At 66.9% G+C, this 15867-nt stretch carries 11 protein-coding genes; 2 read left to right on the top strand and 9 right to left on the bottom strand.

Annotated features, from left to right (window positions below):
• Nucleotides 1-144: 144 nt before the first annotated feature.
• Nucleotides 145-1245, bottom strand: coding sequence for an MraY family glycosyltransferase (locus ACSQ25_RS03440; protein ID WP_436104315.1), 1101 nt, complete (start codon nt 1243-1245; stop codon nt 145-147).
• 259 nt (nt 1246-1504) lie between these two features.
• Here ACSQ25_RS03440 and ACSQ25_RS03435 point away from each other — a divergent pair, with 259 nt between their 5' ends.
• Nucleotides 1505-2362, top strand: a complete 858-nt coding sequence (locus tag ACSQ25_RS03435; RefSeq protein ID WP_436104314.1) for a symmetrical bis(5'-nucleosyl)-tetraphosphatase — start codon at nt 1505-1507, stop codon at nt 2360-2362.
• Between the two features lie 29 nt (nt 2363-2391).
• On the opposite strand, the gene ilvD is transcribed toward ACSQ25_RS03435, so the two are convergent.
• The 7 genes from ilvD to ACSQ25_RS03400 all read right to left on the bottom strand — a co-directional run bounded on the left by ilvD (nt 2392) and on the right by ACSQ25_RS03400 (nt 8918).
• Nucleotides 2392-4254 carry a dihydroxy-acid dehydratase gene (gene ilvD, locus ACSQ25_RS03430; RefSeq protein ID WP_436104313.1) on the bottom strand — a complete coding sequence of 621 codons (1863 nt, stop codon included), beginning with the start codon at nt 4252-4254 and terminating at the stop codon, nt 2392-2394.
• A gap of 93 nt (nt 4255-4347) precedes the next feature.
• On the bottom strand, nt 4348-5085 hold the full coding sequence (locus ACSQ25_RS03425) for a lysophospholipid acyltransferase family protein (RefSeq protein WP_436104312.1): 738 nt from the start codon (nt 5083-5085) through the stop codon (nt 4348-4350).
• A gap of 21 nt (nt 5086-5106) precedes the next feature.
• Nucleotides 5107-6387, bottom strand: coding sequence for a dihydroorotase (locus tag ACSQ25_RS03420; RefSeq protein ID WP_436104311.1), 1281 nt, complete (start codon nt 6385-6387; stop codon nt 5107-5109).
• An 11-nt stretch (nt 6388-6398) separates the two neighbouring features.
• Nucleotides 6399-7376, bottom strand: coding sequence for an aspartate carbamoyltransferase catalytic subunit (locus tag ACSQ25_RS03415; protein ID WP_436104310.1), 978 nt, complete (start codon nt 7374-7376; stop codon nt 6399-6401).
• The gene (pyrR, locus tag ACSQ25_RS03410) at nt 7360-7896 is read right to left on the bottom strand and encodes a bifunctional pyr operon transcriptional regulator/uracil phosphoribosyltransferase PyrR (RefSeq protein ID WP_436104309.1); all 537 of its coding nucleotides are present in this window, start codon (nt 7894-7896) and stop codon (nt 7360-7362) included. The genes ACSQ25_RS03415 and pyrR overlap by 17 nt, the downstream gene beginning before the upstream one ends.
• Nucleotides 7897-7901: 5 nt before the next feature.
• A complete protein-coding gene (gene ruvX / locus ACSQ25_RS03405) occupies nt 7902-8285 on the bottom strand; it encodes a Holliday junction resolvase RuvX (protein WP_436104308.1) in 384 nt (127 codons plus the stop codon).
• 18 nt (nt 8286-8303) lie between these two features.
• Nucleotides 8304-8918 carry a YqgE/AlgH family protein gene (locus ACSQ25_RS03400; RefSeq protein WP_436104307.1) on the bottom strand — a complete coding sequence of 205 codons (615 nt, stop codon included), beginning with the start codon at nt 8916-8918 and terminating at the stop codon, nt 8304-8306.
• 250 nt (nt 8919-9168) lie between these two features.
• On the opposite strand from ACSQ25_RS03400, the gene ACSQ25_RS03395 reads away from it, so the two are divergent.
• Nucleotides 9169-10623, top strand: coding sequence for a cryptochrome/photolyase family protein (locus tag ACSQ25_RS03395; protein ID WP_436108015.1), 1455 nt, complete (start codon nt 9169-9171; stop codon nt 10621-10623).
• A 127-nt stretch (nt 10624-10750) separates the two neighbouring features.
• Here ACSQ25_RS03395 and ACSQ25_RS03390 read toward each other — a convergent pair whose 3' ends face one another.
• Complete coding sequence (locus ACSQ25_RS03390) at nt 10751-15865, bottom strand: Hpt domain-containing protein (protein ID WP_436104306.1); 5115 nt, start codon at nt 15863-15865, stop codon at nt 10751-10753.
• Nucleotides 15866-15867 lie beyond the last annotated feature (2 nt).

Here is a 15867-nt window from a genome sequence, read left to right as displayed (position 1 = left end):
GAAAGGTTGAAACCAAGAGCGCCTAACAAGACCCTCATTGCTGCGTTGTATCATCTTGCCCCGAGGGCTTTGTTAAACGTTCTAATGCTTGAAACAGCACGGCGAGATACTCACCAAATGTCGCAATATACTAACATTAATATCTTAATTCCGCTTTTTCTTATGAAGAAAAAGCCAGCGTGGCGACTTAAATCGAACAATACGCGCATATAACCAGAGGTAACTGATTATAAACAACAAACTGAAGAAGATGAGCACCGCTGTGTTTTTCCAGAACACCGTCGCCGGAATGACGGCCATCAGGGAAAACAGCCATAAATAGGGTGAGGTGCGCGCGTTCCGTTTCATCAGGGCGCGCGCTTCGCGCGGCCCCACCGTCCATTGCACGATGCGCCGGAATATCAAACTATGCAGGTGAATTCCATCCGGCAGGGCCGGCGATTTACCGCGCACGAACATGCGGCGGTAAGCGGAGAATATCGTTTCGAACGCGGGATAAATCAGCAGCAGCGCGGCATACCAGGTAGACACGCCGGGATTGCGCATCACCAGCAGCAGCGCGAGTTCGCCGAGCATGAAACCGAGGAAGTAGGCGCCGCCGTCACCGAGGAAAATCAGGCCGACCGGATAATTCCAGATCAGGAAGCCGGCGGTGGCGCCGGCCACGATCAGCGCGGTCACCAGCACGAACATGTCCCCCACCTGCAAGGCCACGTACGCAAGCGACAGCAGCATGCAAATGCTGACCATGCTGGCCAGGCCATTGAATCCGTCGATGATGTTCACGGCATTCGCGATGCCCGCCACTGCGAGCACCGTCAGCGGCAGCACGACGAGATTCAATTGCAGCGGCAGTACGCCCCAGGGCAGGTCGAGGCGCACGAGTTTCGCACCCAGCAGGTAATACGCGAATAGCGCCGCGAGCATCGTGAGCAGCAGGCGGCGCGCCGGCGAAACGCGGCCCGTATAGTCTTCGACGATACCGCCCGCCATGGCGATGCATGCGCATCCGAGCAAAGCCGCGAACCATGGGCCGAACGCGGGTTCGCGCAATGTCGACACCGCGGCACTGAATAAGACCGCGAGAAAGATCGGCACGCCGCCGATGCGCGCCACCAGATGCGTATGAAACTTCTGCACCGCGTCATAATCGGAGTCGAGCGCAGCACCATTGCGCTTCGCGTGTTTAATCACCAGCAGGGTCAGCAGCGCACACGATACGAAACTGACGAAAAAGGAGAACATTTATTATTCTTTCGGTGCACATGCAAGTCGTTTTCGCGTCGACTCCGCGGAAAAAGCCACGGCACTCTTATCGTTGGAATGATGGCCCATTGTACCGGAATAGATGTGGCGTTTCGGGCCAGAATCCGATCGTGCGCGGCGTCCTTCGACTGGATCAAATGCGCGCATGTTCGAATACCTGCGCCGCGTTTATCCGATACGCTGCGGCCCCGCGCGAAATCATTTAGTATCCGAGAATACCTCCATCGATAAGAACAACATGCGAACCTATGCCATCGGCGACCTGCAGGGCTGTGCCCATGAAGCCCAACTCCTGATCGCACGCATCGCCGAGGATGCGCAGCGCCACGGCGATGCGCAGCCGCGCATCCTTTTCGTCGGCGACCTGATCAACCGTGGCCCGGATTCGCTGACCGCATTGCGCCGCATGAAGGCGCTGTCCGAAGCGAACCCCGGCCGCGTCGAAGCCCTGCTCGGCAACCACGACCTGCACCTGATCGCGGTGGCCGTCGGCGCGCAGCGCGCCAGCCGCTCCGATACGCTCGACGAGATCCTGGCCGCGCCCGACCGCGATGAACTGATCCAGTGGCTGCGTCACCGCCCGCTGGCGATGTTCGTCGATGCACACCTGCTGGTGCATGCCGGCGTCGCGCCGGCGTGGGATGCGGCGCAGACGATGGCGCTCGCGCACGAAGTCGAAGCCGTGCTGCGCGGCGAGGGCTGGATCGGCTTCCTGGCCGAGATGTACGGGAACCAGCCGGACCAGTGGCACGACAGCCTGACCGGCATGGCGCGCTTGCGCTGCATCGTCAATGCGCTGACGCGGATGCGCCTGTGCGCACCCGACGGCAGCATGGATTTCCTGCACAAGGAAAGCGAGAGCGGGCCGGAGGGCTCGGGCCTGCTGCCGTGGTTCGACTTGCCGCAGCGGCGCACGGCCGACGTCACCGTGGTGTTCGGGCACTGGTCGGCACTGGGACTGGTGCTGCGGCCGAACCTCGTGGGGCTCGACAGCGGCTGCGTGTGGGGCGGGAAGCTGACGGCGGTGTGCCTGGATGACCGCTCGCTGCTGCAGGTGGATTGTCCCGAGTACCGGGAGCACAGCGGGAAGAAGTAGATGGCCGGCGAACCGGCCATCCGTACGGATCAGCGGTGCAGCTGGCTGAGATCGCGCACCGCGCCGCGGTCCGCCGAGGTGGTCAGCGCCGCATACGCCTGCAGCGCCTGCGACACGTAGCGCTCGCGCGCCACCGGCTTCCAGGCAGCCGCGCCGCGGTCTTCCATCTTGCCGCGGCGGTGCGCCAGTTCCTCGAAGCTGACGCGCAGGTTGATGGTGCGCGCCGGGATGTCGATGTCGATCATGTCGCCCTCTTCCACCAGCCCGATCGCGCCGCCTTCGGCCGCTTCCGGCGAGGCATGGCCGATCACCAGGCCCGAGGAGCCGCCCGAGAAGCGCCCGTCCGTGAACAGGGCGCAGGCCTTGCCCAGCCCCTTGGACTTGATGTAGGAGGTCGGGTACAGCATCTCCTGCATGCCCGGACCGCCCTTCGGGCCTTCGTAGCGGATGATGACCACGTCGCCCACATGCACGGTATCGCCCAGGATGGCCTCGACGGCCGCGTCCTGGCTTTCGAACACGCGCGCCTTGCCGGAAAACTTGAGGATGCTCTCGTCCACACCGGCCGTCTTTACGATGCAGCCCTTCTCGGCGATGTTCCCGTACAGGACCGCCAGACCGCCATCCTGCGAATAGGCGTGCTCGCGGTCGCGGATGCAGCCAAGGCTGCGATCGAGGTCGTTGGTATCGAAGCGTTCGGACTGCGAGAACGCGACCTGGGTCGGCACCCCGCCCGGCGCGGCGCGGAACAGCTGGTGCACGCTCTGGTCGTCGCTGCGCTTGATGTCGTACTTCTCGATCGCCTCACCCATGGTCGGGCTGTGCACGGTAGGCAGCGAGGTATCCAGCAGGCCGGCGCGCGCCAGCTCGCCCAGGATGGAGATGATGCCGCCGGCGCGGTGCACGTCCTCGATGTGGTACTTGTCGGTCATCGGCGCCACCTTGCACAGGCAGGGCACCTGGCGCGAGATGCGGTCGATGTCGGCCATGGTGAATTCCACCTGGGCCTCGTGCGCCGCCGCCAGCAGGTGCAGCACGGTGTTGGTGGAACCGCCCATCGAGACGTCGAGCGCCATCGCGTTCTCGAATGCGGCCTTGGTGGCGATCGAACGCGGCAGCACCGAGTAGTCGTCGCCTTCGTAGTGGCGCTTGGCCAGGTCGACGATCAGGCGGCCGGCGCGCAGGAACAGTTCCTTGCGGTCGGCGTGGGTGGCGACGATGGTGCCGTTCCCCGGCAGCGACAGGCCCAGCGCCTCGGTCAGGCAGTTCATCGAGTTGGCGGTGAACATGCCCGAGCAGGAGCCGCAGGTCGGACAGGCCGAACGCTCGATCTCGGCCACGTCGGCATCGGACACCGTGCTGTCGCCGGCCTTGATCATGGCGTCGACCAGGTCCAGCTTGATGATCTTGCGGTCGTTATTGACGACCTTGACCACCTTGCCCGCTTCCATCGGACCGCCGGACACGAACACCACCGGGATGTTCAGGCGCATCGCGGCCATCAGCATGCCGGGCGTGATCTTGTCGCAGTTCGAGATGCACACCATGGCGTCGGCGCAGTGGGCATTGACCATGTACTCGACCGAGTCGGCGATCAGGTCGCGCGAGGGCAGCGAATACAGCATGCCGCCATGGCCCATGGCGATGCCGTCGTCGACCGCGATGGTGTTGAATTCCTTGGCCACGCCGCCGGAAGCCTCGATCTCGCGCGCGACCAGCTGGCCCAGGTCCTTCAGGTGGACGTGGCCGGGCACGAACTGGGTGAAGGAATTCACCACCGCGATGATCGGCTTGTCGAAGTCGCCGTCCTTCATGCCGGTGGCGCGCCACAGGGCACGGGCGCCGGCCATGTTGCGGCCCTGGGTGGTGGTGTGGGAACGGTAAGTCGGCATGCTGGTCTCCTCGGGAAGCGATGGTGCAAAGCACCAGCGTGACGCACACCCTGTGAGTTGTCCAGTATATTATTTATTGCTCTGTGATACGTTTTACATATCACGGCGCAGCGTCGCCGCCACGGCATCTTCGGCGGCCTGCGCCAGCTCGCGGCGATGTGCGCCGGTGGCGTCGATCGGCGCCAGGCATTGCAGGCGTGCGATGACCGGCCGGCCCTCCAGGATCGTGAACAGGCTGTCGACGAAGCTGGTGTCGCCGACATAGTCGACGGAGGGGTGAAACGCCCCGGCCGCGTCGACATAGGACAGCGCATACGGCTGCACCGGCACTTTCGCATCGATGGCGGCCTCGAACAGGTTGGCGTGGAAGGGCAGCACCTCGCCCTGCCTGGACGTGGTCCCCTCCGGGAAGAAGGCGACGCGCTGGCCCTGCTGCAGCACCGTGACCAGGCCCTTGAAGATGTGGCGCAGCTCGCGCCGGTTGCCGCGCGCGATGAACACGGTGCCGGCGGCGGCGGCGAGCCAGCCCAGCACCGGCCAGGAACGGATCTCGGCCTTGGCCACGAAGCGGCAGGGATGCAGCGCGTTGATGACGAAGATGTCGAGCCAGGAGACGTGGTTGGCGACGATCAGCGCATGCTCGAGCACGGGCGCGCCATCAAGCTGCTCGACCCTCACCCGGCACAGGCCGAGCAGCTTGCGCGACCAGCGCCGCGTGAGGCGCTCGCGCGTGCGCAGCGAGGCCAGCGGAAACACCAGGGCGCAGGTCGCCAGGCCCGCCACCAGGTGGACCATGACGCGCGCCAGGCGCAGGGCTAGCCTCAGCTTCACGGAGACGGCCGCCCGCCCCGTTTATCGCTGGAAGGCCACGCGGCCGCGCACGAGCGTCGCACGCACCTGGCCGGCCAGCTCGTAGCCGAGGAAAGGCGTGTGCTTGCCCTGGCTGGCCAGCGCCTTGCGCTCGACCTTCCAGCGTGCATCCGGGTCGAACACGACCACGTCGGCCGCCGCGCCCACCGACAGCGTGCCGGCCGGCAGGCCGGCGACACGCGCCGGCTCGACGGTGACCTTGGCCAGCGCCTGCGCCAAGGCCTTGCTGCTCTTCTGCTCTTCCGCCCACTTGAGGCTCAGGGCCAGCAGCAGCTCCAGGCCGGTCGAGCCGGGCGTGGCTTCGGCGAAGGGCAGCAGCTTCTCGTCGTCGTCCACCGGGGTGTGGTCGGAGCAGACCGCGTCCACGGTGCCGTCCAGCAGGGCGTTGCGGATCGCATCGCGGTCGCGCTGGCTGCGCAGCGGCGGATTGAAGCGCGCGTTGGGGTCGAAGAAGCCGATGTCGGCATCGGTCATGTGCAGGTGGTGCACGCCGACGTCGCAGCTGACCGGCAGGCCTTCCTTCTTGGCCGCGGCCACCAGGGCCAGGCCGGCCGCGGAGGACATGCGGCACAGGTGCACGCGCGCGCCGGTGGCGCGCACCAGTTCGAAGATGGTGTGCAGGGCGATGGTCTCGGACATGACCGGCACGCCCGACAGGCCCAGGCGCGAGGCCAGCGGCCCGCTGTGGGCCACGCCGCCGCGGCCGATGTGGGCGTCCTGCGGGCGCAGCCACACGGTGTAGCCGAAGGTCTTGGCGTATTGCATGGCGCGCAGCAGCACGGTGGTGTCGAGCACCGGCACCTCGGCCTGCGAGAAGCCGATGCAGCCGGCCTCGGTCAGCTCGGCCATCTCGGTCAGCGCCTGGCCCTTCAGGCCCATGGTCAGCGCGCCCAGCGGGTGCACGTTGGCCTGGTCCAGGATGCGTGCGCGGTGCTTGAGCATCTCGACCAGGCCCGGTTCGTCCAGTACCGGGTCGGTGTCCGGCGGGCAGACCAGGGTGGTCACGCCGCCCTGCATCGCCGCTCGCATCTCGGATTCCAGCGTCGCCTTGTATTCGTAGCCCGGCTCGCGCAGGCGCGCCGACAGGTCGACCAGGCCGGGAGCGACCACCAGGCCGGCGGCGTCGATGGTCTGGTCGGCCGTGAAGCCGTCCGGAGTGTTGCCGAGGGCGGCGATGACGCCGTCGGCGATGAAGAGATCCTGTACTGCGTCGATGCCGTTCGCCGGGTCGATGACTCGCCCGTTCTTGATATGAAGTTTCATGCGTGCGAATTTCAAGTCCTGCCTCCCGCCAAAATGCTCATCACTGCCATGCGTACCGCGATGCCGAAGGTTACCTGCGGCAGGATCACCGCCTGGCTGCCGTCGGCCACCGCCGAGTCGATCTCGACGCCGCGGTTCATCGGGCCCGGGTGCATCACGATCGCGTCCGGCTTGGCCAGCGCGAGGCGCTCCGGGGTCAGGCCGTAGCTCTTGAAGTATTCCTGCGCCGAAGGCAGCAGCGCGCCGCTCATGCGTTCGTTCTGCAGGCGCAGCATGATGATGACGTCGACGTCCTTCAGGCCCTCGTCCATGTTCGTAAAGGTGCGCACGCCCATCTCGGCCAGGCCGCCCGGCAGCAGCGTGTGCGGGCCGATGGCGCGCACTTCCGGCACGCCCAGCGTGGTCAGCGCGTGGATGTCCGAACGCGCCACGCGGCTGTGCAGGATGTCGCCGACGATCGCCACCCGCAGGTTGGTGAAATCCTTCTTGTAGTGGCGGATCGTGTACATGTCGAGCAGGCCCTGGGTCGGATGCGCGTGGCGGCCGTCGCCGGCGTTCACGACGTGCACGTGTGACTGCTGGGTCTCGATCAGGTGCTTGGCGATCAGGTAGGGCGCGCCCGACTGCGCATGGCGCACCACGAACATGTCGGCGTGCATGGCCGACAGGTTGTCGATGGTGTCGAGCAGCGATTCGCCCTTGCTGGCCGAGGACGCCTGGATGTTCAGGTTGATGACGTCGGCCGACAGGCGCTTGGCCGCGATCTCGAAGGTGGTGCGGGTACGCGTGCTGTTCTCGAAGAAGAGGTTGAACACGCTCTTGCCGCGCATCAGCGGCACCTTCTTGACCTCGCGGTCGGAAATGCCCACGAAGCTCGATGCGGTATCGAGGATGTGGTTGATGACCGACTTGGGCAGGCCTTCGATGGTGAGCAGGTGCTGCAGCTCGCCGTTCTTGTTCAGTTGCGGGTTGTTAAACAGTTTCGGCATTGTCGGACGGGTCTTCTTCAATGGTCAGCGAGAGTTGGCCGGCATCGTCGCGCTGCAGGCACAGCGACTGGTGCGGCGCCAGTTCGGCGCGGGTGCCGACATAGTCGGCGGCCACCGGCAGTTCGCGCCCGCCGCGGTCGGCCAGGGCCGCCAGGCGGATGCAGGCCGGACGGCCGTAGTCGAACAGCACGTTGATCGCGGCGCGCGTGGTGCGGCCGGTCTGCAGCACGTCGTCCACCAGCACCACCGTGGCGCCGTCCACCGCGAAGCGGATGTGGGTCGGCTTGACGTCCGGGTGCAGGCCCTTCTTGGCGTAGTCGTCGCGGTAGAACGAGACGTCGATGGTGCCGAAGCGGTGCGTCAGGTCGAGGTCGCGCGCGAGGCGTTCGGCCAGCCAGGCGCCGCCGGAGTGGATGCCCACGATGGCGGGCTCCAGCACGCCGGCCAGGCCAGCGCGGACCTGGCCCAGCAGCTCGCGGTACAGCGCTTCCGCGTCGTAGACGTGATTAGATGTTGGCATGAGGGTCAATGAGCGTCAAAGTATTGTTGCAAAATGATGGCGGCCGCCTTGGCGTCGATGATCTCCCCGCGCTTTTGCGGGATGACGGCGGAGGAGTAGCGCTCGTCGACGAGTTCGACGGGCAGGCTGAAGCGGCCGTGCAGCTGGTTGGCGAAGCGCCGGCTGCGCAGGGTCATGTCGTGCTCGGCGCCGTCGGGATGGCGCGGCTCGCCCACGATGAGGCGGGCCGGCTTCCATTGCTCGATCAGGTCGCCGATGACCTGGAAACGGGTGGCGTTGTCGATGGCCTTGATGACCGTCAACGGTTGGGCTTGTCCGGTCAGGGTGTTGCCCATGGCAATGCCGATGCGCTTCACCCCAAAGTCAAATCCGAAAACAATGTCGACCATCAGGGTTCGAACCCCTTCTTATGCATGGCCGGCTTCAGTCGCAAGCATGAGCGGGTCGATTCCCAGCAGTTTGATGGCGGCGGTATAGCGTTCCTCGATCGGCAGGTCGAACAGCACGCGGGCGTCGGCGCCCACGGTGAGCCAGCCGTTGCGCGAGAGTTCTTCCTCGATCTGTCCCGGGCTCCAGCCGGCGTAGCCGATCGACACCAGCATGCGGGCCGGACCGGCACCGCTGGCGACGGCTTCGAGCACGTCGATCGAGGTGGTGAAGGCGACGTCGTCGGTGACGGTCAGCGAGGACGAATAGCGTCCGCCCGGCGAATGCAGCACGAAGCCGCGGTCGTCCTGGACCGGGCCGCCGAACATGATCGGCTGATCCACCACCGAGGAGCGCAGCCCGGGGGCCAGCTTCAGGTCGACGCGGTCGAACAGCACTTCCATCGTCATGTCGGTCGGCTTGTTGATGACCACGCCGAGCACGCCTTTTTCATTGTGCTCGCAGACGTAGACCACGGTGCCGCCGAAGATCGGGTCCTGGATCGAGGGCATCGCGATCAGGAAATGGTTGGCAAGGTCCAGTCCAGAAGCTGAGGGGCCGATCTTTCCGAGCGCTTTGTCCTGTTCCGGTGGCATGCCGGGCATCGGTAGAGTGCTGCCAACTTTGCTTTTCTTCATACGCTTACTCTCACATGGGCCCACTCTGGTTAATGAAGTGTCCACAAAACAACATTACGCTTTTCGATAGTTTACACCGAATCGGGCCGGGGCCCATGGAAGCACCCCGATCACCGACCCGGCTCTGTCCCGCGCAAGGCGAACCCGGAACCGTTAGGAGGAATCCTACCCAGTAAAATCCTCCGCCATCTTGACCCTGCACACGATGATGAATATAAGCAATTCTTTGGTCTGGTTCCGGCGCGACTTGCGGGCATTCGACCATGCAGCCCTCCACCGGGCATTGACGTCGTCCAATTGTGTGTATTGCGTTTTCGTGTATGACAGCGACATTCTCGACCCGCTGCCGCGCGACGACCGCCGTGTGCGGTTCATCCACGCCAGCCTGGCCAGCCTCGACGCCGAGCTGCGCCGGCTCGGCGGCCATCTGATCGTGCGGCAAGGCCGCCCTCTTGAAGTGATCCCTGCGCTCGCCACCGAACTGGGTGTCGACGCGGTATTGGTTTGTGCCGATTATGAACCCGAGGCGGTGGAACGCGACGCACGGATGAACGAGCGTCTTGCCTGCGACGGTAGGAAATTTCTGAGTTTCAAGGACCAGGTCATTTTCGAGCAGGATGAAGTGCTGACCTTGGCCAAGGGTCCGTTCTCGGTGTTCACGCCCTACAAGAACGCCTGGCTCAAGCGCTTGGCCAGCATGCCGGAAACCCTGGCCGCCTATCCGGTCGATCCTTACGCGCATGCGTTCGCGCCGCCGTCCCCGGACACGCCGGCCCTGCCCTCACTCGGCGAGATCGGTTTCGAACCAGGCGATCCGCCGTTGCCCGCAGGAATGGAAGGTGCCGAGCAGCTGTTCGAAGGTTTCATCGCGCAGATGGCGGACTACGGCCGGGCGCGCGATTTTCCTGCGGAAGACGGCACGTCGCGCCTGTCGACCCACCTGCGCTTCGGCACCACCTCGATCCGCCACCTGGTGCGCACGGCGCGGCAGATGATGGAAAACGGCGCCGGCGGCAGCGGCGCCTCGGTATGGCTGTCGGAACTCATCTGGCGCGATTTCTATTCGATGATCCTGGCGCGCAATCCGCAGCTCGTGACGCAGTCCTTCAAGCCGGCCTTCGACGCCCTGGCGTGGGAGAGCGGCGAGGAGGCGGATGAACTGTTCGCGGCCTGGTGCGAGGGACGCACCGGCTATCCGCTGGTGGATGCGGCGATGGCGCAGCTGAACCGGACCGGTTTCATGCACAACCGGCTGCGCATGGTGACGGCGAGTTTTCTGACCAAGGACCTCGGGATCGACTGGCGGCGCGGCGAACGCTATTTCGCCCTGAAGCTGAACGATTACGAGCTGGCCTCGAACAACGGCGGCTGGCAGTGGGCGGCGTCGACCGGCTGCGATGCCCAGCCGTGGTTCAGGATCTTCAATCCGATCACGCAGTCGCAGCGCTTCGATGCGCACGGAGAGTTCATCCGGGAGTGGGTGCCGGCGCTGGAGCGCTTGAGTGCGAAGGAGATCCATGCGCCGTGGCTGGTGGCGGATGAGGTCTTGGCGGACAAGGGGGTGGTGCTGGGCCGCGACTATCCGCTGCCCGTTGTCGAGCATGATGTGGCGAGGAAGCGGACCTTGGAGCGGTTTGCTGTGGTAAAGAAGGCTACGGGCTGACCATGCAAAATTAGGTTCCGGCCTTCGCCGGAACGACGGTCTTGAGAGTAGTGGTAGAAAAGGTGTAAGCGTTAGCTCAAGCACGTCGTCCCGGCGAAGGCCGGGACCCAAGTTCGTTCCGCAGCAGTTAGCTCGAAACCTTCTCCAGCAAACTCTCGATCGCCGCCAACAACACCGGCTCCTGATACGGCTTCCCGAAATAGGCATTCACCCCCAGCCCCAGCGCGACGTTGCGGTGCTTGTCCGCCGTGCGCGAGGTGATCATGATGATGGGGATGCCCTTGGTGAGCTCCCTGCTCCGCACTTCGCGGGTCAGGTCGAAGCCGTCCATGCGCGGCATCTCGATATCGACCAGCATCAGGTCCGGCCGCGCCAGCTCGATCTGCTCGAGCGCATCGACGCCATCCTTGGCCAGCATCACCCGGTAGCCTTCGCGCTCCAGCAGGCGCTGGGTCACGCGGCGCACGGTGATCGAATCGTCCACCACCATGATGGTCGGACGCTCCGGCTGCGGCGCCTCCTCGGCGGCGTGGACAGGCTGGGCCGCGGGACGCTGGGCCAGCACCACCGGGTCGAGGATCAGCACGATCTCGCCCGTCCCCAGCACCGTGGCGCCGGCGATGCCCGGCACCCGCGACAGCTGCGGGCCGATGTTCTTGACCACCACTTCGCGGTTGCCCAGCACCTCGTCCACGCGCAGCGCGATGCGCCCGCTCGCCCCATGCACGACCAGCACCGGATTCAGGCGCTGCATCGCTGCGCCGCTGCCTTCGCCCAGCAGCAGGTCGAGCGCATGCAGCGCATGCGGCTGTCCCGACACGGCAATCGACCCGGCTGCCTGGGCCGCGGCCAGGTCGGTATCACGCACCTGCAGCACCTGCTCGACCAGGGTCGAGGGCAGTGCATAGGTGCGGCCGGCACTCGCCACCAGCACCACCTGGGCCACCGCGAGCGTCAGGGGCAGGTGGATCGAGAAGCGCGTGCCCTGGCCCGGCTCGGTCGACACCACCACGCGGCCGCCCAAGGCCTGGGCTTCGGAACGCACCACGTCCATGCCCACCCCGCGGCCGGCCAGTTCGGTCAGCGTGTCGGCGGTCGAGAAGCCCGGTTCGAAAATCAGTTCGGCCGCATCCACGTCCGACACGGCCGCATCCGGCCCGACCAGGCCAAGGCCGCGCGCCTTGGCGCGGATGCGGTCGAGGTCAAGCCCGGCGCCGTCGTCGCCGAACACGATCGCCACCTCGTTGCCGTGCTGGCTCACCTGCACCAGCACTTCGCCGGTCTCGGCCTTGCCGGCTTCGAGGCGGGCGGCGCGCGGCTCGATGCCGTGCACGATCGCGTTGCGCAGCAGGTGCTCGAAGGGCGCGGCCATCTGTTCCAGCACGCTGCGGTCGATTTCCACCGTGCCGCCGCGGATGTCGAGGTTGACCCGCTTGTCGGTTTCCTTGGCGGTCTGGCGTGCTACCCGGTACAAGCGTTCCGCCAGGCTCGCGAAGGGCACCATGCGCACCCGCATCAGGTCGCGCTGCAGGTCGCGGGTCATGCGCGACTGCGCCGCCAGGTCTTCTTGCGCGCTGTCCACGGTGCGCGACAGGCCTTCGTGGAAGGCTTCCACGTCGTTTACGCTCTCGGCCATCATGCGCGTCAGTTCCTGCAGGCGCGTGAAGCGGTCGAACTCGAGCGGGTCGAATTCGCGTTCGCCGGCGATCGACAGGCGTGAGGCAATCTGCGACTCGGCCTGCATCTCGATCTCGCGCATCTGGCGGCGCAGGCGGTCGAGGTTTTCCGAGAAGTCCGACAGCGCGCCCTTGAGCGAACCCACCTGGTTTTCCAGGCGCGAGCGCGAGATCGATACTTCGCCCGCCTGGTTGACGACGCGGTCGAGGATGTCGGCGCGCACCCGCACCAGCGGCGCGCGGCTGCCGGACGGCTCGGGGGCTGCCGGCGCTGCGGCCTGGGCCGGACTCGCCGGCTGCTGCAGCTGCTCGAACAGCAGCAAGGCCTGATCGTAGTTCGCCAGCAGTTCGTCGAAGGCGGTGGGCGTGGTGGTCCCCGCATGCACCATGTTCTCGATCTGGGTTTCCAGCTCGTGGGTGTGCTGGCCGAGGCGCATCGCGCCAGCCATGCGGGCGCTGCCCTTCACCGTGTGCAGCGCGCGCTGCAGTCCCTGGGCGACGGCGTGGTCCTGCGGATTCTGCTGCCATTGGCGCAGGCCGTTGCCGATCTGCGGGAACAGGTCGGCGCCCTCTTCCAGGAACACCGGCAGCAAGTCGGGGTCGAGTTCGTCGGTAAACACCGGGCCGGCGGCCAGCACGCTGTCGGCCGGCGCAGGCGCCACGGCTTCCGGCGCCTCTTCCAGCACCGCCTCATCCGGCGTCACCGGCACGAAGGCCGGCTGCTCGTCGGCCGGCGCGGCCTGGTCGAGCCCCGGGGCCGCGAACAGGTCGTCCAGCGAAGCGTCGAACAGGTCGTCGATCTCGCTCACTGCGCTTGCCAGCGCCTGCTCTTCCGGCTGGGCGGGCGCCGGCTCGGTGGCCGGCGGTACTGCGAGCAGCTCGCCGTAGGCGCTGGCGAACAGGGCGTCGAGCTGCTGGGCCAGGGCCGGGTCGACTTCGCCGTAGACGGCGGCGGCCTGCTGGCTGGCGAGGCGTTCGAGCAGGCTGCCGAGCTGGGCGACCAGGTCCGGCTGGGCCGGGGCCAGTTCGCCGAGGGTGAACACCTGCAGCATGGTGCGCACGCGCGACAGGGTCGCGTCCAGCAGCTCGTGGCCGTTGTCGTCGAGCGTCGGACCGGGCGCCGCCAGCTTTTCCAGCACCAGTTCGAGCGCATGGGCGACGTCGCGCAGCGCGGCATAGCCGACCGTGGCCGAGGTGCCGCCCAGCGTGTGCGCCGCCTTCAGCGCCTCCGGCGATGCGCGCCGCTGCGGCTCCGTGCGCCAGGCGTCGAAGTCCTGCGCCAGCAGCGCCACCAGGGTCGCGGTTTCTTCCAGATAGATCGTGTACAGGCCGAGCGATATCTCCAGCCCGCCGACGCGTTTGGTGTCGGGCTGCGGCGCCGGCACGATGATGTCCTCGAGCGTCGGCACCTGGAGGTCCTCGTCCGCACCGCCCTCCTGCACGCGCGCGGCCGCGGCCACGAGGGCCGCGCTGTCGCGGTCCGAGCTGCCGCCGGCAACCAGGTCGGCCACCCAGCTGGAGAGTTCCGCATGCGCCTGGCGCAGCAGCGCCAGCAGTTCCGGCGTGGCGCTGCGCGCCTCGGCCAGCCACAGGTTCATGGTGCGTTCGACCGCGGCCGCGGCCTCGGCGAAGCGCTCCAGGCTCACCATGCGGCTGCTGCCCTTGAGCGTGTGGAAGGCGCGGCGCAGCAAGGTCAGGGTTTCCTGGCTGTCGGGATTGCTCTCTGCCTGCGGCAGCGTCTCGAGCACCAGGCCCAGCACTTCCTGCGCTTCGAGGACGAAGATCTCGAGCAGCTCGGATTCGATGCTCGCTTCCGGCGCGGGCGCCTCCTGAACGGCTTCGGGCGCGGCCTCGACGAACTCGAAAGGCAGCTCCCGTAGCAGGCGCTTCTCCGCGTCGAAGCTGAAACGGCTGCGCGCCGCCTCGCTGTTCTGGGCCAGCAGATCGGTGAAGAAGCCGAGCGCGCCGATGTTCTGGGCGATGTTGTGCAGCACGCCGGACTGCGCCGCCAGGTCGCCGTCGCTGCCGGCCAGCAGCCGCACTTCGCCGGCCACGTGGCGGACCGCCTGCACCGCCCCCTCCTGGTCCAGGATGGACAGGGCGCCCTGCAGCTGGTGCAGCACCGGCTCGGCCTGGAGCAGCACCTCGCGCTTGCCCGGCTTGTCGTAGTAATCGTCGAGCAGCTTCTCGACCTGGCGCAGGCCGGCCTTGATCTCGCCGGCCAGCACCGCCACGGTCTGGCCCTGCTGGATCTGGCGCGCCAGCTCGCCCTGCCACTGCGGCGCATCCGGCGGGGTTTCGCCGGCGGCCAGCGCCAGCAGGCGCGCGCCGACCGCTTCCGCGTTTTCGGCGAAGTCGTCCGGCAGCTGGCGCAGCTGGTCCAGGCCGTTCTCGACGAACAGCATGGCGGCCGCCATCTCCAGCCCGAAGCCGTCGCTGCGGCCGGCCTGCATGGCGTCGGTGGCGGCGCGCCCGAGCTCGCGCATCAGCTGGGCCAGCGCCGGCGCGCCCAGCTTTTCGCTGGCGCCCGCCAGGCGCGACAGCTGCTCGTTGAAATCTTCCTTGAGCGCGAGGTCGCCGTCGCTGGCGATGCGGTCCCAGTCCGACTTGCTGCGGGCCAGCGCCTCGCGCGCCTCCTGCAGCGTGGCCTGGTCGATGCGGCCGTAGCGGCGCGCGGCGTAATCGTGGGGCACCAGGCCGTCCAGGCCGCAGGCCTGGCGCAGGCGCTGGGCATCGGCATTGGGCTGGCTGGCGGCGGCGACGAAGAACAGCGCATCGCGCAGCATCGCGTCGGGCGTGCCGCCCTGGCCCTGCGACAGACGGCGCAGCTGCAGGTTGACCTGGCCGAGCAGCTGCTTGACGTACAGATCGCTCTCGACCTGGCCGTCGGCGACCACGCCGGCAAAGGCATGCAGCGCCGCCCAGAACAGGCGCGCCCGCGGCGCCTCTTGCGCGGCCGCCACCGGCGCGAGCGCATCGCGCATCCCGGCCGCAAACTGCGGATCACCGCTCTTCAGGTAAGGCAGCAGCGCCTTTTCGAAGCGCGCGCGGCAGGCCGCGATATCCGGCGCCTCGGCCGCGCCGGCCGCATGCAGCTGCACATCCTTGCCCAGCTCCGCCGGCAGCAGATCGGACGGGTGGATGCGCTCGACGCCGAGCAGTTCCTGCAGGTCGCGGTAATAGGGGAACAGGCGCGCCGGCTGCTGCGGCGCCCCGCCCAGCAGCTCGTCGAGGTATTCGACCAGGGCCTGGTAGGCGTCCTGCACCGGCTTCACCGTCTCCAGGGTGCAGGCCAGATGGCCATCCTTGAAGCGGTCGATCAGCCGTTCCGCCGCGCCGCCCAGCACGCCCACGCCCTCGACGTCCACCAGCTGCAGCGCGCCATGGGCCTGGTGCAGATGGGTCTTGGCGTGCAGCAGCAGGGTCGGCTGGGCCTCGGGGCTGCGCCCGGCCGCATCGCGCAGGGCCGTGCCCGAGCGTCCCAGCGCATCGCGGATCTCGCCGATCACCCAGGACAGGGGGCCGGTATCGAAGGCTGGCATGCGCGGGGAGGCTTGGGTCGTCATTG

Origin of the sequence: Massilia sp. LjRoot122 (genome assembly GCF_964252725.1) — a bacterium.
Classification (GTDB): Bacteria; Pseudomonadota; Gammaproteobacteria; order Burkholderiales; family Burkholderiaceae_D; genus Telluria.
This window is presented reverse-complemented; position numbering and strand designations above follow the sequence as displayed.